This is a genomic window from Tateyamaria sp., assembly GCF_059783535.1.
Genome location: NZ_JBYNDP010000048.1, coordinates 1 through 20,784 on the forward strand (window position 1 = coordinate 1; position 20,784 = coordinate 20,784).

General features: G+C 59.2%; 22 protein-coding genes. 6 read left to right on the top strand and 16 right to left on the bottom strand.

What is annotated here, in order from left to right:
* From AC6RA8_RS11115 to AC6RA8_RS11125, 3 genes are all read right to left on the bottom strand, one after another.
* Positions 1-1,211 (bottom strand): PepSY-associated TM helix domain-containing protein (locus AC6RA8_RS11115; protein ID WP_500352820.1); only part of this gene is annotated, 1,211 nt, incomplete at its 3' end.
* Positions 1,212-1,254: 43 nt separating this feature from the next.
* Positions 1,255-1,638, bottom strand: a complete 384-nt coding sequence (locus tag AC6RA8_RS11120) for a hypothetical protein (RefSeq protein WP_500352821.1) — start codon at positions 1,636-1,638, stop codon at positions 1,255-1,257.
* 100 nt (positions 1,639-1,738) lie between these two features.
* The gene (locus tag AC6RA8_RS11125) at positions 1,739-2,557 is read right to left on the bottom strand and encodes a sulfotransferase family protein (protein WP_500352822.1); all 819 of its coding nucleotides are present in this window, start codon (positions 2,555-2,557) and stop codon (positions 1,739-1,741) included.
* Between the two features lie 140 nt (positions 2,558-2,697).
* On the opposite strand from AC6RA8_RS11125, the gene AC6RA8_RS11130 reads away from it, so the two are divergent.
* Together AC6RA8_RS11130 and AC6RA8_RS11135 are read left to right on the top strand one after the other, a co-directional pair.
* Entirely contained in the window at positions 2,698-4,275 is a 1,578-nt protein-coding gene (locus AC6RA8_RS11130; protein ID WP_500352823.1) for a DUF5928 domain-containing protein, read from the top strand.
* A gap of 51 nt (positions 4,276-4,326) precedes the next feature.
* A complete protein-coding gene (locus AC6RA8_RS11135) occupies positions 4,327-5,445 on the top strand; it encodes a THUMP domain-containing class I SAM-dependent RNA methyltransferase (RefSeq protein ID WP_500352824.1) in 1,119 nt (372 codons plus the stop codon).
* A gap of 84 nt (positions 5,446-5,529) precedes the next feature.
* Here the strand turns inward: AC6RA8_RS11135 and AC6RA8_RS11140 are convergent, their stop codons facing one another.
* The 12 genes from AC6RA8_RS11140 to AC6RA8_RS11195 form a co-directional block, all read right to left on the bottom strand.
* Positions 5,530-6,177, bottom strand: a complete 648-nt coding sequence (locus AC6RA8_RS11140) for a DUF1523 family protein (protein WP_500352825.1) — start codon at positions 6,175-6,177, stop codon at positions 5,530-5,532.
* A gap of 10 nt (positions 6,178-6,187) precedes the next feature.
* Positions 6,188-6,451, bottom strand: a complete 264-nt coding sequence (locus tag AC6RA8_RS11145) for a hypothetical protein (protein WP_500352826.1) — start codon at positions 6,449-6,451, stop codon at positions 6,188-6,190.
* Positions 6,452-6,455: 4 nt separating this feature from the next.
* Positions 6,456-7,787, bottom strand: coding sequence for a DUF6638 family protein (locus tag AC6RA8_RS11150; RefSeq protein ID WP_500352827.1), 1,332 nt, complete (start codon positions 7,785-7,787; stop codon positions 6,456-6,458).
* A complete protein-coding gene (locus tag AC6RA8_RS11155; RefSeq protein WP_500352828.1) occupies positions 7,784-8,080 on the bottom strand; it encodes a hypothetical protein in 297 nt (98 codons plus the stop codon). The genes AC6RA8_RS11150 and AC6RA8_RS11155 overlap by 4 nt, the downstream gene beginning before the upstream one ends.
* Positions 8,077-8,397 (bottom strand): hypothetical protein, encoded by a 321-nt coding sequence (locus tag AC6RA8_RS11160; protein ID WP_500352829.1) that lies wholly within the window; start codon positions 8,395-8,397, stop codon positions 8,077-8,079. Before AC6RA8_RS11160 ends, AC6RA8_RS11155 begins: the two co-directional genes overlap by 4 nt.
* Positions 8,376-8,951 (bottom strand): hypothetical protein, encoded by a 576-nt coding sequence (locus AC6RA8_RS11165; protein ID WP_500352830.1) that lies wholly within the window; start codon positions 8,949-8,951, stop codon positions 8,376-8,378. The genes AC6RA8_RS11160 and AC6RA8_RS11165 overlap by 22 nt, the downstream gene beginning before the upstream one ends.
* Positions 8,952-9,127: 176 nt before the next feature.
* On the bottom strand, positions 9,128-11,062 hold the full coding sequence (locus AC6RA8_RS11170) for an AAA family ATPase (RefSeq protein WP_500352831.1): 1,935 nt from the start codon (positions 11,060-11,062) through the stop codon (positions 9,128-9,130).
* A 72-nt stretch (positions 11,063-11,134) separates the two neighbouring features.
* A complete protein-coding gene (locus AC6RA8_RS11175) occupies positions 11,135-12,250 on the bottom strand; it encodes a hypothetical protein (RefSeq protein ID WP_500352832.1) in 1,116 nt (371 codons plus the stop codon).
* 133 nt (positions 12,251-12,383) lie between these two features.
* Complete coding sequence (locus AC6RA8_RS11180) at positions 12,384-12,662, bottom strand: hypothetical protein (protein WP_500352833.1); 279 nt, start codon at positions 12,660-12,662, stop codon at positions 12,384-12,386.
* A 109-nt stretch (positions 12,663-12,771) separates the two neighbouring features.
* Positions 12,772-13,848, bottom strand: a complete 1,077-nt coding sequence (locus AC6RA8_RS11185; RefSeq protein WP_500352834.1) for a hypothetical protein — start codon at positions 13,846-13,848, stop codon at positions 12,772-12,774.
* Between the two features lie 231 nt (positions 13,849-14,079).
* Positions 14,080-15,288 carry an aminopeptidase P family protein gene (locus tag AC6RA8_RS11190; protein ID WP_500352835.1) on the bottom strand — a complete coding sequence of 403 codons (1,209 nt, stop codon included), beginning with the start codon at positions 15,286-15,288 and terminating at the stop codon, positions 14,080-14,082.
* Positions 15,289-15,389: 101 nt separating this feature from the next.
* Entirely contained in the window at positions 15,390-16,181 is a 792-nt protein-coding gene (locus tag AC6RA8_RS11195) for a hormone-sensitive lipase (protein ID WP_500352836.1), read from the bottom strand.
* Between the two features lie 78 nt (positions 16,182-16,259).
* On the opposite strand from AC6RA8_RS11195, the gene AC6RA8_RS11200 reads away from it, so the two are divergent.
* From AC6RA8_RS11200 to AC6RA8_RS11210, 3 genes are all read left to right on the top strand, one after another.
* The gene (locus AC6RA8_RS11200; RefSeq protein ID WP_500352837.1) at positions 16,260-17,735 is read left to right on the top strand and encodes an NAD-dependent succinate-semialdehyde dehydrogenase; all 1,476 of its coding nucleotides are present in this window, start codon (positions 16,260-16,262) and stop codon (positions 17,733-17,735) included.
* A gap of 174 nt (positions 17,736-17,909) precedes the next feature.
* Entirely contained in the window at positions 17,910-18,575 is a 666-nt protein-coding gene (locus tag AC6RA8_RS11205) for a L,D-transpeptidase (RefSeq protein WP_500352838.1), read from the top strand.
* A 154-nt stretch (positions 18,576-18,729) separates the two neighbouring features.
* A complete protein-coding gene (locus tag AC6RA8_RS11210) occupies positions 18,730-19,437 on the top strand; it encodes a class I SAM-dependent methyltransferase (RefSeq protein WP_500352839.1) in 708 nt (235 codons plus the stop codon).
* Between the two features lie 45 nt (positions 19,438-19,482).
* Here the strand turns inward: AC6RA8_RS11210 and AC6RA8_RS11215 are convergent, their stop codons facing one another.
* Positions 19,483-19,776 carry a hypothetical protein gene (locus AC6RA8_RS11215; RefSeq protein WP_500352840.1) on the bottom strand — a complete coding sequence of 98 codons (294 nt, stop codon included), beginning with the start codon at positions 19,774-19,776 and terminating at the stop codon, positions 19,483-19,485.
* A 165-nt stretch (positions 19,777-19,941) separates the two neighbouring features.
* Here AC6RA8_RS11215 and AC6RA8_RS11220 point away from each other — a divergent pair, with 165 nt between their 5' ends.
* Complete coding sequence (locus tag AC6RA8_RS11220; protein ID WP_500352841.1) at positions 19,942-20,772, top strand: CE1 family esterase; 831 nt, start codon at positions 19,942-19,944, stop codon at positions 20,770-20,772.
* The last annotated feature ends 12 nt before the right edge of the window (positions 20,773-20,784 follow it).

A 20,784-nucleotide genomic window follows, 5' to 3' on the forward strand; every position in this document is an offset into this window, starting at 1 on the left:
TTCCACCACATCACCACGCCCGACACACAGAGAAGCAGGACAGACAGGCAGATCACGGTGTTGGCCAGCACGCTCCACAGGCCAAGCGTGCCCATGTGCAGGGCAATGCCCACGGCCATGGCTTTGCCCGCCAGCGAGTAGTCCGTGAATTGCACATCGGCGAGGATCTTGCCCGTGTATTGGTCAATATGCGTCGTCCGGTCCGCCATGGGGTTTTTGCTGTCATTGCTCATGCTGTCGCGCGAAAGGGTCCAGACACCATCCGCCCCGCTGGGCAGGTTCAGCTGATAGCGCGCATCGAAACCAATCTGGCGGGCCAACATATCCACGGTATCGAGCGTCACGGGCGTGCCTTCAGGCAGGCCCGTGATCCCCGCCTGGCTACCAGACGCGGGCATAGGCGTTTGTTCCAGTGCCCATGGCACTTCCTTGGGACCATGGTTCATCGAGGCATGGGTGTCATCAGACAGGGGCACGTTGTCCCACTTCTCTGCCGGAAACTGGCTCCAGGCCTGTACCAGTCGTTCACCCCAGATGCCGGCCCAGGCCAGACCTGAGATAAGGAAGAATACTAGGAAGACAGAAATCCAGATGCCAAAAACCCCATGCAGGGACTTCCACTTGGCTCGTCCGTGTCCAAAGGTTGGGATGAGCGCTGTGCGCCAGACCCCGCCGCGGGGCCACCACATGTAAAGTCCCGTGGCGATCAAAACCATGCCGAGCGAAGCCGCAATCTCGATCATCCGGTCGCCGGTCACGCCCAGCAGAAGGCTACCATGGACGTTGTCGGCAAAGTCGTACCAACCCGAGCGGCGGGGAAAGGTTTCGAGGACCGTGCCGGTGTAAGGGTCGATGGCGACCATGGTGGCCGCGCCGCCGGCATCTACCCGGAAGATGGCGGCGCGGTCATCGCGGCGCGGGGCCACGTATTGGCGCAGTTCTCCGCCGGGAATGGCAGCAACGGCGGCCGCGGCTTGCTGCGAAACCGCCAATGCAGCCCCTTGCGGCAAAACCGGAATGCGGTCGCCATCCCGCCCGTCGATGAAGGCGATCCAGAGCATCGTCATGCCGGTGATGGCGAGCATTGCAAAGAAGGGAATGACATAGAGACCGGCATAGAAATGCCAGCGCCATGCGGCGCGGTAGAGTTTGGACGACGCAGTCGCGTCTTGCGCCTGTGCAGGCGCGCGGGTTGGGTCGATGGAGACCATGGAAAAACTTCCTCTGTCAGATCAATGTGTTGGACTGGGTCTGTCAGAGAGGTAGGGGCGGCCCCCGTGGTCGGGTGCGGTCGGGGCGCAGTTGCGCAATCGCTTGCGAGGTGCGGGTGAGTTTCGGCGCAAAGGCCGAAATATGGGCGGCTTGTGCCGGAAGATCGATGGCTGGCGCGCGGTCGACCTTGGCCTGACCGGCCCAATCACAAAACTCGTGCTGTGTCTCAACCGGGTTTCCATCGGCATCGAGCGTCACGGTTTTTGTATTGAGTCCCGTACAGATCACCATCGTGATCGTGCCCGCCTGCGCCTCGGGCATGGTGCCGGGCGCGATCAGCGAAAACAGCATAAACAGCAGCGTAATCGCAGCGCGCAGACCCGCCTTGGCCATAGAGATCAGGTTGTGGAAAGGGCGCGCACTCATGCGCACCGATTATAGAGCAGTCCATCCAAAGCCTACACGCAAAACTGTCGCAGTTCTGGCTGTCGCTTCGTAAAGTGATCAGACAAAAGGCAAACGCCGGCTAGTCGCCCAACTTCTTGTGCACCTCGTCGAGGTCAATCTCGCCTATCGGCATCTTGTTGGACGGATCCTCGAAATCGTATTTGAACACTTCGAAATCGCGTTTGTAGATTTCGTAGACCAGGTGCATCGACAGATCGTCGAAGTAGTCTTCGACCGGGTGGGCACGCTTGGGTCCGTGCCCTTCACTTTCGTTGAAGCGAGGGATGTCGGCGATATTCACGCTATTGGGCGTCTCGATGGCCTGCATGACCTCTTCCATGCCTTCGTTGAACTTCTCGGTCCAGATGACCTTGTCATAGTGGCCACCGTTCACGATGAAGGTGCTGACATGGCCAGACATCGCGGACCAGTGAATGTCAGGCTCCATCGGGCGGCGCCAGCGGATGGTGTCACGCGCAAAGAGCAGGAAGCGACGGAACGATTTGATCTGGTCAAAATCCTGCTTGCCGTCATCGCCGCCCACTTCGATCCCGTATTTCTGGATCAAAAGCGGAACGAGGTTGCCGCGATACCGTCGGCCGTTGCGTTGAATACCGCAGATTTTGTCAAAGAAGGACGACAGGATGCGGGTATAAGGATTGCGCACACAGGTGAAGGCATAGGAGCCGTGGGTTTTCACGTTGTCCGTGATGATCGGCTGGCTCGCTTCCAGCGCCCATTTGTGCATGCCACCCTGCGCATCATGGATGTCACCGTCAAAGAATTCGCCGTGATCAGAATAGAACATAATCTGTCCGATGGTCGAACAGGCGCATTTTGGCACCACGCGGTACACAACGCTTTCGCTTTCTGTCATCCAGGTCCCTGGGAACCCCATACCACTTGCCCTTTTTACCAGCTGCGATCGTTGCCTCTCGCGTTGTCGCGCAAAAAAGCAAAGAAATCTTGTTTATTCAATCTCTCCTTAGCTTTATCACCGTAAACAATCGCGCGTTAAGAGGCAGCAAAGTTTCCTAAATGGCAAAAATCGCCTACATCCTGCTGTGTCACAAAGACCCGGATGCCATCATCAAGCAAGCAGAGCGATTGACGGCTGCAGGCGACTACATGGCCATTCACTTTGATGCCCGTGCCAGTGGTGCGGCATTCGCCAAGATACGCGCGGCGCTCAAGGACAATCCCAACGTGGTTTTTGCCAACCGCCGCATCAAATGTGGCTGGGGAGAATGGAGCCTTGTCCAAGCCACGCTGTATGCCGTTGAAAGTGCAGTTGAGGCATTTCCACGTGCAACCCATTTCTACATGCTGTCAGGCGATTGCATGGCGATCAAGTCGGCGGAGTACACGCACCGCTTCCTTGATGAAAACGACGCCGACTTTATCGAGAGCTTCGACTATTTCGACAGTGATTGGATCAAGACCGGGATGAAGGAAGAGCGGCTGATCTATCGCCACTTCTTCAACGAACGGACCCAGAAATGGCGGTTCTACACCAGCTACCACATGCAACAGCGTTTCGGGATCAAACGCGAGATACCGGCGGACATCCAGGTGCAGATCGGCAGCCAATGGTGGTGCCTGCGCCGCCGCACCATCGAGTGGGTTCTGGATTTCACCCGGCAGCGCAAGGACGTGATGCGCTTTTTCCGTACCACGTGGATTCCGGACGAGACGTTCTTTCAGACCATCGTGCGCCATGTGGTGCCCGAGGACGAGATTCGCACGCGCACGCTGACCTTCCTGATGTTCACCGATTACGGTATGCCGGTCACTTTCTATGATGACCATTATGACCTGCTGCTGAGCCAGGATTTCCTGTTTGCCCGCAAGATCAGCCCGGAAGCACGCGATCTGAAACGTCGTCTGGGCTTGCTTTATGCCGCTGAGAACGTGCAGTTCCAGATTTCGAATGAAGGAGCGAGCCTATTCAAGTTCCTGACCGGACGGGGTCGGATCGGACGCCGCTTTGCCACTCGGTTCTGGGAGACCGAAAGCACGTTGGGTCGCAACCGTGAGTTGCTGATTATCGTGTGCAAGAAGTGGCACGTGGCCAAGCGGCTGCTGGAACGCATCCGAGTGATGACCAATGTGCCCGCCATCGAATACCTGTTCAACGAAGAGCATACGTCCCTGCCCGATCTGGGTGGGATCCAGAAGACACTGGAAAAGCGAACACGCCACAGGCGTGCTTTGATGCGGATGCTGTTTGACTATTTCGACACGGATCGCCTGATCGTTTGCATGGATCCAGGCAACCTGGACCTGTTGCAGGACTTTGCGGGCGACCGGTCGATCACGCGGATGCTGGAAATCCAGTGCGCCTTTACCGACGACTATCTGATCGGGCATGCCATGCGTGTGGGTCTGGCGGGCGAACAGACCAGCATCGAAACGCTGGAGCGTTTGCTGCCCACGATCCGCAACGATATGACCTTCGAATCTGACCGCATCCGCGACGCGGATTTCGAGCATCTGAACCGGATGGTCGAAACCGCGGACATTGAGGACAACGCATCGAGCCTGTCGCAGTTTCTGAGTGTGCCGGTGGACAAGGCCCGCGAGATTGCATCGGTCGACTACCTGTTTTCCGACTAGCCCGCGTCTTTGCGGTCGCGCTGACCGGGCCGCTTGCCTATAGACGCTGTCATGTCCACTGAAACCACAGCCCCGATCTTTGCCATCACCTTGCCGGGGATGGAGGATACGCTGGCCGACGAGGCCCGTTCGTTTGGCTTTGATGTGCAGGGGGTGACCCCGGGGGGCGTCTTTATCAGCGGTGGATGGCCGGAAGTCTGGCGCGCCAATCTCGAGCTGCGTGGTGCCACGCGTGTGCTGTGGCGCATGGGGTCTTTCATGGCATTCCATCTGGCACAGTTGGACAGGCGCGCCCGCAAGTTCCTCTGGGGTGAGGTTTTGCGAAACGATGTCCCTGTCCGAGTGGAGGTTGCGACATCGCGCAAGTCCAAGATTTATCACGCTGGTGCTGCAACCAAGCGGATCGAGACGGCGTTGGTTGAAAGCGCTGATATGACCTTGGCCAGCGAGGCACCAGTCACGCTGAAGATCCGCATCGATGACAACCGGGTGACGGTCAGCGTGGACACATCAGGTGAGCCCCTGCACAAGCGCGGCCACAAGGAGGCCGTGGGCAAGGCACCCATGCGCGAGACCCTCGCGGCACTATTCCTGCGCCAGTGTGGCTATGACGGCACGCAGCCCGTATTTGATCCGATGTGCGGGTCGGGCACCTTTGTGATTGAGGCGGCCGAGATGGCCGCGGGCCTGCAAGCGGGGCGAGCACGGGGTTTCGCCTTTGAGCATCTGACCGCGTTTGACGCGGCTGCAGTTGACGCACTGCGCACATTTGAGCGGCGGGGCGCACCACAGGCGCGCCTTACCGGGTCAGATCGGGATCAGGGTGTGATTGCCATGGCCCGCGCCAATGCCGAACGGGCGGGCGTGTCCGATCTTGTGTCTTTTGAGACCGGAAATGCAGGTGACATTGCCCCGCCGGATGGCCCACCGGGATTGGTGATCGTGAACCCACCCTATGGCGCCCGGATCGGCAACAAGAAGGCCCTCTACCCGGTCTATGGCCGGTTGGGTCAGGTCCTGGCCGAGCGGTTTTCAGGTTGGAAGGTCGGCATTGTCACCAGCGAGGCATCGCTGGCGAAGGCAACCGGGCTGCCGTTTGAGCCCGAGGGACCGAGCATTGCCCATGGTGGGTTGCGGGTGAAGCTCTGGCGCACCGGGCCGCTGCCGTAAGGCGCAGGTGTCCTGCGCCGGGTGCGGCGGATCGAGATCCGCCTTACGAATGGGTGTGCCTGTAAGGCGGAGGTGTCCTCCGCCCTATTTCGACTTCCAGGTGTCCAGCCAGCGGCGGATGCGCCCGCGCCGTTCCGACACAGCATCGCCTGCGGCTTCCCAACTGTCCTGTATTTCTTCCAACCTTGGGTCAATCCGTGCCCGGCGGAACCGACGCCAGCGCACCCAGATCGCGTAGAAAATCGCCGCAATGATCGTAAGGACGATGATGTTGACCCACGGGATGCCCTTGGACGCGTCCGGTCCTTCGACCTGCCGCAGAGAGATGGCGTTGGGGAAAATCGTCAGGAATTCATTCCGCCAGCCGTAGTGGGTCAGCACGTACCATTCTGGCGCGTCGCGGGTCGAGACGGAATCTGCCGCCTCTGTATACAGGTTCGACGTGTCGAACTTGAAATAGGGGGGCCAGCTCCAGCCTGTATCCTCGTTGCGGTAGACCATGGGCCGCCCATTGGCCCGCACAGTCTGGATGAACTGCACATCACGGTTGATCAGCCCATCAGATTGCGTGTCGGGACGCGACCAGAACATGCGTGTCCAGTCTCCGAGCTCCTGCCGTTCTTCATAGGTGTTAACGATCCGCACGATGTCGCGCTGCGGCAGCGTGTAGTGCAAGACCGCCCCAACCAAGACCCAGAACGCAATCAGTAATGTCCAGCCGATGTAACGCATAACGTCCCCTTCAGGCGAAATTCACAAGATAGATGATCAACCCGACAAGGAAGATCGGCACGATATAGACGCCGAGGATCAGCTTGCGCCGGAGCGACCCGTTGTAGTCGGCCAGCCCGTTCTGCACGTAAGCCTCGCGTGGGCCGGGCTTGTCGCCCGCGTCCCATTCCGCCTCGAGCCTGTCGCGCGCCCGTGCCCGGGAATAGAGCGACAGACAAACATAGATCACCGTCAGCACGACGAACGCGATCAGGAACAGTCGGGCCAATACCATTATCTTACCTCCTCACCGCGCCCCAGGGACCAACCCGCGCAATCAGATCACGGGGCTGTTGGGCTGGCTCCATAGGCGCGTCATGACCGAACAGGGCCTGCCGCGCGCCAACCTTGTCGGCCTTGTACTCGGCTTCGAGATATTGCGCGACATATTCCTTTTTCGCCTCCGGCCATGTGGCATAGGCGGCATAGAATGCCTGCTTTTGGCAGATGAAGAGCTGGCGCACGTCGCGGGGGCACAGCTCGGCCAGCAGCATGTTGACCAGATCCGCGTCGGGCGTATCCGCCGCCCGTAGCGTGTAGAAATAGGCCGGGTGTTGTGAACTGATCCGGGGCCATTTGCCGCCGTTTTCGGCCCAGTTGACCAGATCGGCCAGCCCACGAAATTCGTCGGGCAAGAGGTGCGCGTGCTCGCGCGCCAGCCTGCGCATATCCCGCCGCGTGGTCCCGGCAATGTCCGCGCCAGCCTCGGTCACGGCAGAGACGAGGATGAAATCCATCTTTTGCCGCAGGATCGCCGCCCCGTTAATGCCCCGCGCTTTGACCACCGGTTCGACCAGATCATTGTATTCGAGGAACTTGGCAATCCGGTTTCGCTCGGTCAGGTCAAACGTGTACTTGGTTGGCACATCTTCTGGCTTGTCCGTGGCAGCGATCGTCGCCGGGTGATCGAGCGTCTGGAAGATGTAGAGCCCGCCGAAATGGGACGTCCAGAAATTGCCCTTGTCCAACTTGAGCGGCTTCAGTTTGACCGGGTTGCGGGTGACATCTCCGGTCTGGCCTGCAAGCTGGATCATCTCACCAATCAGGACATCATCGAACCAGGCGTCATCTTCGGACAGGAACCTGTCGACCTTGCCCGCAAGCCTGTCGGCATTGCGCACAGTACCGCGAGTCGTATCCGCCTCAACGGTGATGGCGCGCAGGTCGAAGAGGCGTGCGGGATGACTGATATCGTAGACCGTGTTGATCAATTCCCCCGCCACAGCATCGCGGGCCGTGAGGGCAAAAAGCGCCGCCTCATTTTCCGCGATGAACCTTTTGAGGATGCCGTGGGAGGTAGAGAATTTCGCGTCGAGCAGCGGGCATTTGCGCTGCTCGGTGCTCAGGAGGATGAACTGCCGGTTGACCCCGTTATGGTTGAGGTAGAGTGAGTCGCCCAACTCGTTGCCGACCTCGGGCGAGTAGCCTGAGATATCGATGTAGAAATCGGTGAGGGCGGTGCGCTTGCCTGTGAGGTGTTCGAGTGCACGGTTGTAACGTTCGACCAGCGCGGGTGAGGCCACGTGGAAGAGGTTGCCGAACATGAGGCCGCGTTGGATGAGCCGGATCATGGGCGGGTCCCCCTGAGTTGCGCTAGCCGGATGACGAGCACACCGACGCTGGGCATGGAGAGTGACAGGAGCGCGTTGGCAAACCCTGCCTCACCGCTTGGGCCAAGGATGGGGAGTGGAAGCCCCATCGCTTGGATGAAGAGGACCATCACGGCAGCGATCCCGATGATGACGCTGGTGCAGACCATGCCGAACAGGAACTCGGGCAATGGCAGCGCGCGCTTGATGCAGGGCGGCAGAAGCCAGGCGGCGACCACGATCAGGCCCATGGCGACTATTCCAGTGAGGATCATGTGCGCCTCCCCAAGCGGAAGATCAGCGGGATCGTGAGGGCAAGGAGCGGCAGGGCGAAGCTGCGGTAAGTGATCTGGAGGTTGTAGCCGATATAGGCAGGCCAGGAATTGTTGAAGAGCAGCATGGTTTCAGAGAGCGGTGTGCCTTCGAAGCCCATGAGACTGTGGATGCCGGCTTGGTTGAGGAACAGCAGCGCTGCGGCGGCGAGGAAGCCGAACACGCCCCAGCGGAGGGGGAGGAGGGTGCCTAGGATGAGGGCAGTGAAGGTTATGGCGAGGAGTAAGAGCATTGTGTCTAACCGGCTGACTTTTTCCATAGTTTGCGGTTTTCAACTATGTCTTTCAGTGCATTACGGGCACTCTTGACTTTCCAAGAACGTATGCTTCTACGCTCAGGATCTGGAAGTTGAGAAGAAAGAAGTTGTAAGTCACCGAGATACAACAACAATTTTGTATAAATGTCGGATTTGAATGGTTTTTCAATCAACACATCTCGGTGGATTTCATGAAGTGCCGCTGCTTTCAGGATCGCTTCTGCAACGATCGGCATAAAGAGGTCAGCATCCGTCTCATCGGAGGATTGCGGCCGCAAAACCTGGAAACTCGCTATGTCGTCCGAACCCCTAACTCTGTATCGCCACCCGCCATACATGTTTTCACCATCAGTAAGCGAAAAGAAACACTCTCGAATCTTTTCCAGGATTCGTGGCAATCGTTTCAGCGCATCTCTCTGCTGTTCGATTTGTTTCGCTTCTCGCAGTTCGTCCACGGTAGCAAACAACTCATTGCGCTGAATTATCACAGAAACAACGATCCACGACAAAACTAGCAAGCTAGCAAAGCCAGCTAGAGTATCTCCGAGCTCGTTCATTGGGGACCGCCAAAATGACAAGTACCTTGGTTCGCACTTCTCAAATACAAAAAGAAATCTGGTGCATGTTTCTGTGAGTAACGCCGCGAGGAGAAAACCTAGTACGAGTAGACTTAATACTGTAGCGACCCAAAACAGGCGTGATGAGTATCTCTTCGCGGCTGCGTAGTCTCCTATCATTCGCCTCGTCCCAAATACCGCTTCTTCGCCTCTTCCTGCCGACCAAATTCACGCACCATCGCCTCAATCGCCACTTCATCCGACTTATCTGCGTACCGGAACTCACTATCGGCGTAGCGGTTGATCTCCTGCACCACCATGTCGACCGTGATCGGCACGCGCAGATCTTCGATCATCGCTTTCTTCTCGTCATAGGTTTTAAACAGGAACAGTTCGGGGTTCTCCATCCATTCGTCGGGCAGTTCGAAGTCCATGGCGCGGACTTTGACCGCGTCCGTGATGTTCTTGATCGCGCGGCCGGTGAAGCGATCGTCGGCCTGCTGGATTGCCTTCAGATACGCGCCCAGCTTGGCAATCGTGTCCAACTCACCGATGTCAGAATGCACCCGGTCGAACACCTCCATCAGCCCCGCCTCGTGCGGACGGTTGTGACTGTCGAAGCTGGCGGCGACGGCCTTCTTGATCTCTTGGGCCGAGAAGAGTTCGTGCGCGCCCATAGGGATGTCATGGTTCTTGCCCATCAGGAGGGCGAGAATGTCGATGTAATCCTCGCGCGTTTGCGGCCCGTCCACGAGGAAGCGCGCTCCGGCCCGCTGGCGCAGGGCGTCGTCCACATTCTCGGGGTAGTTCGAGAACATGCCGAAGGTGCAGTTCCCGCGCACAACGGTGTTGGCACCGGCAAAGCTCTCCATCAGTACGGCGGTGATTTCGAGTTGCCCTGCAGAGGATTGGCGGTCGCCCCGCTTGCCTGCAAGCTGGTCGATGTCGTCGATGGTGCCGAAGCCGATGACGCCCGGATCGAGGACGTTCGAGATGAACGCCTTGGCGTTCTGGCCCGACTTGCCCTGGTAGCTGTCGATGTTGTCGGTGGACAGGTTCTGGTAGCGGAAGGCATAGCCCGCGACGCCGCAATAGTCGTTGATCAGCCCCGCCATCATCTGGATCAGGGTCGTCTTACCCGTCCCCGGCTTGCCATCGCCCATGAAGGTAAAGATGAAGCCGCCCAGTTCGGCAAACGGGTTGAGCCGCCGGTTGAAATCATAGGCCATCAGCATCTTGGCGAGCTTCATCGCCTGGTACTTGGCGATATGGTTGCCCACGACCTCGTGCGGTTTCTTAAAGGTCATGGTGAGGGTTTGGGTCTTGGCCTTAGTCGCGGGGGTAAAGCCCTGAACGGTGAAGTCGTCGGCCTCCACATGCCAGCTTGCCCCGGTGAAGGGGGCGAGACGCGGGGCGTTCTGGGCGCGCAAGCTGACCTTCTCCATCAGCGCCTCGGCAAAGGCGGTGATGGTCGCGACCAGATGGACGTCGTCGAGGGCGTGGGTGGCGATGTCCTGGTCCAGTTCCCATAGGCAGCCGTGCAGCGCGGTCTGTCCGTTGTCAGTGAGGATTTCCTCGACCTCGCCGACCTCTGCCGTGACCTCAGTCTGGTGGGCCGACAGCAGATAGGCGGTGGCGTTGCCAAAGACGTAGAGAGTGATAAGCGCTTCGGCCGCGAGCAATTCGGCGAACTCAGTCTTGCGCGCGACAGGCAAAGCACCTTCGAGGTTGGCGCGTTTCAGATCACCAAGGCCAGAGACGGAGGCGTAATTCTCGGCCACCGCCAGAGCGATGGAAATGGCGCGGCGCAGGGCGTTGAGCGTGGTGGCCTGCACCGGGGACATCAGCGCGTCATCGTCATCGGCCCCTTCGATGGTCGCCATCAGCTGCACGGCCCCGGTGGGCACGGTGCGGCGGGTCACAAGGCCGGGCGTGGTGGTACGGAAACGGCGACGAGTGCCCACGCCGGTTGACCGCTCCTGTTGCGCGGCCTCCTTGCCCTTGCCGATGCGGGGGGCGTGGTCGAAGCCCTGCAACATGGACAGTGCCATGGGGTAATGCGCCGTAATCTCGGCCTCGCGCAGTTCCATTTGATCTGCTGTTTGGGTCATCGAATAGTCCCTTGCTTCATTTCGCCAAGTAAACCGCCCCCGGAGGGTCGATCAGATGATTTGGCAAACTTTTTAATACCTCAGCACCCGCCCCGAAGGACTGACGACGAATTTGCGGACAGACCCGAAGCCGGGCGGGTTCATCTCTTCAAGCACCTGAAAGGCGCGTTGGGGCAGGACGATGCTGCGCTCCATGCGGGTGGCCCCAAGGTCCGCGCCGCGGCCCGAGAAGGGGTCGAGGGCGAAGACCTCGCGTTCGACGGAAGAGAACCAGCCCGCGCGTTCTTCAATCACGCGTTCGGAGTGCAGATCTTCCTCGGTCCAGACCAGCGCCCAATCCTGCCCTTCGGGCGCGCGGGCCGCTTTTAGGACGTCGAGGATGGGCCCCGATTGCGCGGTGAAGGCCGAAGAGTACATGGGCCCCGCATAGAAACGGCGCAGGCGTTTGGGATGCAGGTCGTCGAAATCCTCGTCAAAGCCCTTGGCGATGGTCACCAGCTTCAGCTTACCCAGCGACTGCGCCATCAGGTGCGCTTGCGCTTCGGGCCAGCGGCGCGGGTCTTTGGGCAGGGCAGTGCGGCCCGTGTCCTCCACCTCCATCATGTAAATGACGGGCAGGTTCAGTTCGGTGTCATAGACGGCCCAGTGGATACGGAAGCTGCGGCGGTCGTCGCTCAGATTGCCGGTCCAGACGATTTGCGGATCGTTGCGGGGCCAGAAGAGTTGGCCCTTGATCAGGTCCTCGTAATAGAGCCGCTGGGACAGGGCGAATTGCAGCTTCGTGGGCACCTGACGGTCACCGATGATGACCTCGACCATCTGCTTTTTCAGCTCATCTGCCGAGTCGATACGGTTGAGATGAACATCCGCCTGGATCGCGTCCGAGGCCATGGTGAGTAGTTCCTCAGCCGCTGGAAAGCCACTGTAGCGCTTGTCAATGGCGAGGGAACCGAAGAAGCGCCCAGTGTCTCGGCCCACCAGCAGGTATTTCTGGGAGAGCGCGCGGAAGGTGAAGGTCAGTTCGGCGATGTAGCGGGTGAGGATCTTGACCTCGTCCCGATTTAGATCGCCCTCGGCCTCCATCACGCCTGCGACGCGGGCGAGGTGCCCGATGATCGTCTCGAACTTCTTGAAGTAACGGCGCGAGGCGAAGAGGTCGGTAAGGCCGGAGGTTTCGGGCTTGGTCATACTCGGACCATTTGCAATTCAAGTTCTGAGGGGAGTCGCCGACCGCGGGTGGGGGTATAGCCCCCGCCCAGGGGGGCGGTCGGGGGCTGCCCGGCGGTGCCGCCGGGCGTAAAAGGCCAATTCCTAATCATCGTCAGTCATTACTTGAAGCTGAGGCCATCATATCCGTTCCATCAGCATTTAATCGGTTAACATGCTTGTCCCAAAAACTGTGCTGCACGCTTTTGACAAAAACACCTTTGGACTTCGGATTGGACGCTGCCAAAAGATTGGTCTGACGCATAGGTCGCACCATAAAACCGTGAATGAAGCCAAAAAAGGCAGCTACTCCGCACAAGAAAATCGCGGAGAGATAGTTTCCAAAACTTGGGTCGTTAAAAGCCCGTTTCAGTGCAGGGATATCGCTGTGCACCTGACGTTCTCCCCCAGTAAAAACAAGCAGGCTGACAAAAAAATCGACCCCAAGAACCAGATTGCGCCAGTCACCACACCTGACCTGAACTGCAGCGGATTAATGTAAATCATGCCCCATACGCGTTGCTGTCGTGCTTCTCGACGATCTGGGCAAAGCGCCTTGCAAACCGTTCATCCGCCTTCGCCTTCTGCTCCAGCACGTCGCGGGCAAAGACCATCTGGTCTTCGTGTGCTTCCAGCATGTCGGCCATGCGGGCATTCGTTGCCGCACCGATCCCGGCCATGGCGGTTTGCGCTTCCTGATCCGTTTTCACGCCGATCTCGTTGATGCGGTGGGCGACGTCCTGTTGCTGGGCTGTCTTCAAAGACTTGGTCAACGCGTCATAAAGGACCACGCGCTGCTTGGTGTCTGTTTGCAGCTTGTTGATCAACACCATCTGGGTCGCGGCCTGGTTTTGCAGCGAGTCCACCCAGGTCTTGCCCTTTTCGATGTAGCGTTCGAGGGTTTGGGACTTGGCAACCTTGACCTGCTCGTCCTGCACCATCTCGTTGTATTTCGAGTTCATGTCGGCCAGTTCCGTCTCAAGCGCGGTGCGCTTGGCGGCGTCGGTCTCAGACGCGATCTTGTTTTCCAGCGTGATGATCTGCGGGTCCATCGCCTGGATGTCAGCCTGCAAGGCGGATAACTCCTGCACTGTGAATTCGCGCTCGTCCAGCGTTTCGGTGAGGTTGGCTTCGACCTTGGTTTTCTGCTCTTCCAGCATGGTCAACTGACCCTGCAGCAACTGCACGATCACGTCGGATTTCGAGATCAGGTCTTGCAGCTTATCGTCGATCGAGGCGGACCGCACGCGTTCCTGACGCATCGACTCCGACTTGGCCTTGGCAAAGATACCAACAAAACTTTCCCAGCCCGTCTTGGACCGCATCTCGTCAAAATCTTTGGAGAACGCCGCAGTCACATCATCAAGACCCATGATGAGTTCCGCGATATTGGCGTTCATCACATCGGTATGCGCGTGCACTTCTTCCAACGTGGCGTTTTCGATATCCATCGAGATGTCATCGCCCAATTTCATCTTGGCGCGCGCCATCTCGATCCGGCTGGTCAGCTCAGCGATTTTCTGTTGTGCCTCTGCCACCTGGGATTGAGATTCTTCAACTTGGCTCGCGAAATTCGCCATAAAATGTCCTTTCCACTCAATGTGTTGCGACAGATATAGGCAATGTAACACGCATTTACATCTGTCCGCGTCCAATTTTGCCGGGATAGTTGCAAAAACACAGCGGCATGGAAAGGTGTGGGTTTCACCGTCAGCAAAAAGCGGGGGCTTTCGCCCCCGCCTGCCCAAATATGGGCTGATCGGCCCCCGTGAGTGGTGAAAGTCAAGGGCAGAACTGATGTTGTCGGGTGGTTAGCCCAACACGTTGTTGTCCGGTCCGTAGGGGAAGCCGGTGATGTTTTCATTCCCGTCATCGGTGATTACGAGGATGTCGTGCTCGCGGTAGCCCCCGGCGCCTGGCTGGCCCTCAGGAATGGTCAGCATCGGTTCCATCGAGATGACCATGCCGGGTTCAAGCACAGTGTCGATATCTTCGCGCAGTTCTAGCCCCGCTTCGCGGCCATAGTAGTGCGAGAGCACACCAAAAGAGTGGCCGTAGCCGAAACTGCGGTATTGCAGCAGGTCATGTTCGCGGAAATAGGCGTTCACGCCTTCGGTCACTTCGGCGCAGGTCACGCCGGGTTTCAACAAGGACATGCCAAGTTCGTGTGCGGCGACGTTGTGGTTCCAGATGTTCAGGCTGGCGTCATCCACCGTTTCGACAAACAGGGTGCGTTCCAGTGCGGTGTAGTAGCCCGAGATCATGGGGAAGGTGTTGAGCGACAGGATATCGCCCCGTTCAAGCACCCGCCCCGTGACCGGATTGTGCGCCCCGTCTGTGTTGATGCCGGATTGGAACCAGACCCATGTGTCGCGGTATTCGGCGTCGGGGAAGCGTTTGGCAATTTCCAGTTCCATGGCGTCGCGACCCGCCATGGCCACGTCAATTTCACGCACGCCTGCCTTGATCGCGTCGCGGATGGCATAGCCACCGATGTCAGCCACTTGGGCCCCATGGCGGATCAGCGCGATCTCGGCCTCGGATTTGTTCATGCGTTGGCGCATGGTTGTTTCGTAAAGGTCGACCGTGGCGATGGGTTTCAGGAAATCCTCCATCTTGGCCTGTTGCAGCAGCGTCAGGTGGTCGGATTCGACCCCGATCACGGCCCCCTCGCCCGTCACCTCGCGCACGGCGCGCCAGAAATTGTCGCGCTGCCAATCGGTGTAGGTGATGTTGTCGCCGTGGCTGCGCCGCCAGGGTTGGCCCGCATCGATCCCGGCACTGATCGTGACACAGGCATCTTCGGTCACGACGCAGGCATAGGGACGGCCAAAGGCGCAATAGAGAAAGCCCGAGTAGTAAGCGACATTGTGCATCGACGTGAAGACAGCGGCGCTGGCGCCTTGCGCGTCCATTCGTTCGCGCAACTCGGCTAGGCGCGCCTCATATTCAGCGGCATCGAACGGCAGCGGGGCCTTGGAGCCATTGTGAAAGCGGTAGAAATCGGGGCGAGCGGTCATCCTTGACCCTCCTTTTCAGAAAGGTCCCGGCGTTCAGGACATAGAATATGGCTGAAAATGCTGGCGACGCCATCGCCTGCGACCAAGTTATTTCTTGCGCGTCATGGTGCCGTCGTCAAGCGCTGGATCATGTCGCTGTCCGGGTCCTCCAGCGCGTCGATAACGTTGAAGTGATGTTCACCCTTGGTCACGACATGATCGGCGCCCCAAGCCTTGGCCAGCCAACGGGCCTGATCAAGGAACACCGGTCGTTCCTCCGCCCCGACCCAAACTGTGACCGGCGTGTCGGGTTTCGGTTGCCGCAGCGGGCTTTCGGCCCGTGCCATTGCAACATCCATCCCAAAATCGACATTCATCGCTGTTTGCAGAAGCGGTTCGAGGTCTGACACCGGAGAGATGGGCATGACATGGGTCAGTCGCGACAGGACAGATGCGGGTAGCATACCCGGCGCCAGCATCCGCGCAACAAGATGCCCGCCCGCCGAGTGACCGGCCAGGCTGATCGGCCCCATGCTTCCCTCGGCCACCGCCATCACGGCCTGCGCGATTTGCTGAGTGATCCCGGCGATCCGCACGGTCGGACACAGATCGTAGGAAGGCATCGCCACGCACCATCCCCGCCCCAACGCACCCGCTGCCAGATGCGACCAGTAGGATCGGTCGAATTTCAGCCAGTAGCCGCCATGCACAAAGATCAGAGTGCCCTGCGCCTCACCCTCGGGCATGAAGTGATCAAGAGCCATCCGGTCAGACGGACCGTAGCTGAGGTTCAGATGCGCGCGTGCGCCAAGGGTGTCCCGAAACGCTTGCGCCGCATCGGCCCAGCGTGACGGATAGCCTGCTGCACCGTCGATATAGGCCCCGTTGGCATAGGCATCGTCCATGTCTGGCATCATGGCCCTCCTGACTTTGGAACTGGACAAGCCTACCCCGTGTGGTTTGACATGCAACAGACCCGAAAAGGACGCACCATGCTAGATCAGACTACCGACCTCAAATCCATGCTGAAGGACCCTTCGCTGCTGGAAACCCATGCCTATGTGAACGGCGCGTGGATGAGCGGGGATGAAGGGACATTCGATGTGACCAACCCGGCCCGCGGAGACGTCGTGGCCGAAGTAACCGACCTGAGCCGCGCGCAAGTGGCCGAAGCGATAGCTGGCGCAGAGGCGGCGCAAAAGGATTGGGCGGCATGGACCGGCAAGGAACGCGCCGCCGTGCTGCGCCGCTGGTTCGAGTTGATGATGGAACATCAGAATGATCTGGGCACCATCCTGACCGCCGAACAGGGCAAGCCGCTGGCCGAGGCCAAGGGCGAGATTGCTTATGGCGCATCCTTCGTCGAGTTCTTTGCCGAAGAAGCCAAGCGCATCTATGGCGAGACGATCCCGGGCCACCAGCGCGACAAACGCATCACTGTATTGAAACAGCCCATCGGGGTAGCAGCTTCCATCACGCCGTGGAACTTTCCGAACGCCATGATCACCCGCAAAGCCGCCCCGGCGCTAGCGGCGGGCTGCGCTTTTGTCGCCCGCCCGGCTGAACTGACCCCATTGTCTGCCATCGCCATGGGCGTGCTGGCCGAGCGCGCAGGTATCCCGGCGGGTGTGTTCCAGGTGGTGACAACCTCGAACGCGTCTGAAACAGGCAAGGAGTTCTGCGAGAACCCGGCGGTTCGCAAACTGACCTTCACCGGCTCGACCCAAGTGGGCCGTATCCTGCTGCGTCAGGCGGCTGATCAAGTAATGAAATGTTCGATGGAGCTGGGCGGCAATGCCCCATTTATCGTGTTTGACGATGCCAATCTGGATGCCGCCGTCGAAGGTGCGATGATCTGCAAGTTTCGCAATGCGGGTCAGACCTGTGTCTGTGCCAACCGGATTTATGTGCAGGCCGGTGTCTATGACGCCTTTGCCGCGAAACTAAAAACAGCCGTCGAGGCCTTGAAAGTTGGTGACGGGCTTGAGGATGGTGTCACGACCGGCCCACTGATCACAGACAAAGCCGTTGAGAAGGTGCAGGACCATCTGGCTGATGTGGTCGACAATGGCGGCACAATCCTGACCGGGGGCAAGGCCCACCCGCTGGGTGGCACGTTTCTGGAGCCAACCGTTGTGACCGGCGTGACCCAAGAAATGAAAGTGGCGCATGAAGAGACCTTTGGACCCCTCGCCCCGCTGTTCAAGTTCGAGGACGTTGACGATGTTATCGCCATGGCCAATGATACGATCTTTGGTCTGGCCGCCTATTTCTACGCCAACGATCTGAGCCGGGTTCACAAGGTGGCCGAGGCGCTGGAATATGGGATGGTCGGGGTCAACACCGGCATCATCTCGACCGAGGTGGCGCCGTTTGGTGGCGTCAAGCAGTCCGGGCTGGGCCGCGAGGGATCGCATCACGGAATCGAGGAATTCCTGGAGATGAAATACATCTGCATCAGCGTGTGACATCCCCGGCGGAAACAACGCGCGGCGCGTGAGATTTCAAGACTTTACAGGGGCGCATTTGCCAATCGTCAGGAATTGCGCCCTCAAATCGTTGTGACAAGAGACGGGTATGATTGCCCGATGGCTGGCATCTGTTCTATTCATATTCCACCTGAGTGCGAGGAATTTTGATTCATGTTGACCAGACGCCATTTCGTTATGACAACCGCCGCCCTTTTTTCGGCACCCATTGCCGGGCCTGCATTGGCACGCCCCATTTCCGATCAATCAAAATGGTCCGCGTGGGACTCGCAAGTCACGCCTGCCAATTTCGACCTCGCCACATCCAACCCATGGGGTGTGCACCGCCGTTTTTTGCCGCAGCGCGTGCAGGCCAATGACGGGTTGAAGCCGGGTGACATCCATGTCGATGCAGTGGCGCGTTACCTGTATCACATTCAGGAAGACGGCACCGCGATGCGCTATGGCGCGGCCATTGCGCGAGGCAACCTGTATGAACCAGGCACATACAACATCAAGCGCAAGGCCAAGTGGCCAACATGGACACCGACCAAGGCGATGATCGAACGCGATCCGGACCTGTTTGAAAAACATGCCGATGGGATGAATGGCGGCCCCACGAATCCGCTTGGGTCGCGCGCCTTGTACCTGTTTGTAGGAAATCGCGACACGTATCTACGAATTCACGGCACCCCCTATCCCCGCTCGATCGGCGGGCGGGCAAGCTCGGGCTGCGTGCGCATGATCATGGCGCATATCAACCAGCTTTATCCAAGCGTCACACCCGGCGCGACGGCGTTCCTGTACCCGTCCGAAGACGGCGTGACAGCGGCGAGCTAGGGGCTGCGTTTGAAACTCCTGCGTCGGCTTCCGTCGAAGATACCGCCGCGGGGTTTCGACGCCTCAGTCTTGTGGTCTCGTCTGAAATCTTGGCAAGGAACCGCTTGCGCAGGGCTTCGCATTGTCTCCATCGCTGTGCTAGTGCGCGAAGGTGATGGATTGGGACCGCTCTGCACAGGCCTGGATTGAGGCACAAGGCACGCATGGTGACTTCAGCCGCCAGCGCGTTCTGGACGTACCGATGTTGGACCGCGTACACGCTTTTGGACCGCCCACCCTTCTTGATCTCGGCTGCGGCGAAGGACGGTTCTGCCGCCTTCTGGCCGATAAGGTCGAGACGCTGGTCGGGTTGGATCCGTCCAAGGCACTCTTGTCGCGGGCACGCGAACTTGGCGGAGCGCAATTCGTTCACGGTCGCGCTGAAGCGCTGCCGTTCGAGCCATCCACGTTCGATATGGTCGTGTCGTACCTCAGTCTTCTCGACATCGAGGGCATCGAAGCCGCACTTGACGAGGTGAGGCGCGTCTTGCGCCCCGGTGGCCGCTTTCTGTTTGCGAACCTGACAGGCTTCGCGACTGCCTCGGACATCAAGAGCGGAGGCTGGCGTGTCTTGCCGGATGGTGGGCGACAGATCGTTGTGCGCCGCTATCTGGAGCCCCATGCTGTCAAGGCGGAGTGGAAGGGCATCACAGTCACCAACTGGCACAGGCCCATGTCATTCTACGTGACGAAGCTTTTGGAGCGCGGGATGACATTGACGCATTTTGATGAGCCAGCCGTGCCGGAGCCGTCCGACCCAAAAGAAAAGGCCTACAACGATGCACCGTACCAGTTGATCATGGAGTGGCGGGCACCGGACTAAGTTCAGCGCTTGCTGGACAGCCGCCTCTAAAATGAAGCCGGCAGATCAGGTTGCGGCGGGGGTCGCTTCTGCCTCAACCTGCGTGCAGATGGGGCGCCCGTCGCGGGTGCGCAGCGGCAGGAACGTTGTTTCGACGGGACCGACATGGCGGTAGACAAGGCACCCATCAACCGGGTCGACCTTGACCGCGTTCAGGTCCTGTTTTGGATCGGCCAATGTCAGGATACGCTCTGGCAGAGGCGAGATGAACGGACCACCGGCACCTCCTGATTGCGTGGTCTCGTCACAGGCGGCGAGCATCACCATTGCCGCTGCTAGCATCACTCCGGTCCGTTTCATTTCCATCCCCCATGACATTGGTTGCCGGTCTCAGCCGAGCATCTGCCTATTGTTATCATGGCATGTGACCGCGCCTGCAACGGGCTGAACATCTGACGCTGACGTGAGTTGCGCGCCCGCAACGATTGCTGTGTGTTGACGGGACCCAATACCCGGAGCGCAGCCATGTCCCGCATTCTTACCATGATTTTCGCCATCGTCCTTTTACCGCTTCCCGCAATGGCCTGCGGTGGGCGGGATGAACCCTGTGCCCTGCCCAGCGGCAATTACCATATGGCTGTCCCCGAGATGGCAACACCCCGGGGTATCGTCATGCACCTGCATGGTGGCGGAGGGCGCGGGCGCGGGTTGCTTAATTCCGGCCTCGCGCGCGAAGCCTTGACCCGTGGCTATATCTTTGTGGCGCCCGATGGTGATCAACCGACCCGCCGGTTCAAGCGGGACTGGTCGGTGCGGGGCAAAAATCTGGAATATGACCGGCAGGATTTTGGCTTCTTGCCCGAAGTGATGGCCGATGTGCGTGCGCGAACGGGGCTGGATAGTGGTACCGTGCTGCTTGCAGGCTTTTCGCGCGGGGGGTCGTTTGTGTGGGACATGGCCTGCCAGATGCCGGACTTCGCCGATGCCTATGCCCCGCTGGCGGGCGCCTTCTGGGATGATCTGCCAACTGAATGCGCAGCCCCGGTGCGGCTGTTTCACACCCATGGCTGGAATGACCGGACCGTCCCGCTGGAGGGGCGATCCTTTGGCGGTGGCGAGGTTGTGCAGGGCGATGTCTGGGCCTCGCTGAAAATCTTGCGCGAGACCAATGGCTGTGACGCACGCCAGCCAGAACGCAACAGTTTTGAGGGCGATCTGTGGTTCCGCCACTGGACCGATTGTGCCGCTGGCGACATCCGACTGATGCTGCACAAAGGCGGGCACGGCGCGCCGCAGGGTTGGGCCACCCGCGTCATGGACTGGTTTGAAGGCAAGGGGCTGGACGCCGAAGGGTGATCGGGGTCAGAT

Coding starts and splice junctions, on each gene's coding strand:
- AC6RA8_RS11205 (WP_500352838.1), top strand. CDS start 17,910: ATGTTGACCAGACGCCATTTCGTTATGACAACCGCCGCCCTTTTTTCG.
- AC6RA8_RS11185 (WP_500352834.1), bottom strand. CDS start 13,848: ATGGCGAATTTCGCGAGCCAAGTTGAAGAATCTCAATCCCAGGTGGCA.
- AC6RA8_RS11165 (WP_500352830.1), bottom strand. CDS start 8,951: ATGAACGAGCTCGGAGATACTCTAGCTGGCTTTGCTAGCTTGCTAGTT.
- AC6RA8_RS11120 (WP_500352821.1), bottom strand. CDS start 1,638: ATGAGTGCGCGCCCTTTCCACAACCTGATCTCTATGGCCAAGGCGGGT.
- AC6RA8_RS11190 (WP_500352835.1), bottom strand. CDS start 15,288: ATGACCGCTCGCCCCGATTTCTACCGCTTTCACAATGGCTCCAAGGCC.
- AC6RA8_RS11200 (WP_500352837.1), top strand. CDS start 16,260: ATGCTAGATCAGACTACCGACCTCAAATCCATGCTGAAGGACCCTTCG.
- AC6RA8_RS11220 (WP_500352841.1), top strand. CDS start 19,942: ATGTCCCGCATTCTTACCATGATTTTCGCCATCGTCCTTTTACCGCTT.
- AC6RA8_RS11210 (WP_500352839.1), top strand. CDS start 18,730: ATGGATTGGGACCGCTCTGCACAGGCCTGGATTGAGGCACAAGGCACG.
- AC6RA8_RS11150 (WP_500352827.1), bottom strand. CDS start 7,787: ATGATCCGGCTCATCCAACGCGGCCTCATGTTCGGCAACCTCTTCCAC.
- AC6RA8_RS11135 (WP_500352824.1), top strand. CDS start 4,327: ATGTCCACTGAAACCACAGCCCCGATCTTTGCCATCACCTTGCCGGGG.
- AC6RA8_RS11175 (WP_500352832.1), bottom strand. CDS start 12,250: ATGACCAAGCCCGAAACCTCCGGCCTTACCGACCTCTTCGCCTCGCGC.
- AC6RA8_RS11160 (WP_500352829.1), bottom strand. CDS start 8,397: ATGGAAAAAGTCAGCCGGTTAGACACAATGCTCTTACTCCTCGCCATA.
- AC6RA8_RS11155 (WP_500352828.1), bottom strand. CDS start 8,080: ATGATCCTCACTGGAATAGTCGCCATGGGCCTGATCGTGGTCGCCGCC.
- AC6RA8_RS11130 (WP_500352823.1), top strand. CDS start 2,698: ATGGCAAAAATCGCCTACATCCTGCTGTGTCACAAAGACCCGGATGCC.
- AC6RA8_RS11170 (WP_500352831.1), bottom strand. CDS start 11,062: ATGACCCAAACAGCAGATCAAATGGAACTGCGCGAGGCCGAGATTACG.
- AC6RA8_RS11125 (WP_500352822.1), bottom strand. CDS start 2,557: ATGGGGTTCCCAGGGACCTGGATGACAGAAAGCGAAAGCGTTGTGTAC.
- AC6RA8_RS11215 (WP_500352840.1), bottom strand. CDS start 19,776: ATGAAACGGACCGGAGTGATGCTAGCAGCGGCAATGGTGATGCTCGCC.
- AC6RA8_RS11140 (WP_500352825.1), bottom strand. CDS start 6,177: ATGCGTTACATCGGCTGGACATTACTGATTGCGTTCTGGGTCTTGGTT.
- AC6RA8_RS11195 (WP_500352836.1), bottom strand. CDS start 16,181: ATGCCAGACATGGACGATGCCTATGCCAACGGGGCCTATATCGACGGT.
- AC6RA8_RS11145 (WP_500352826.1), bottom strand. CDS start 6,451: ATGGTATTGGCCCGACTGTTCCTGATCGCGTTCGTCGTGCTGACGGTG.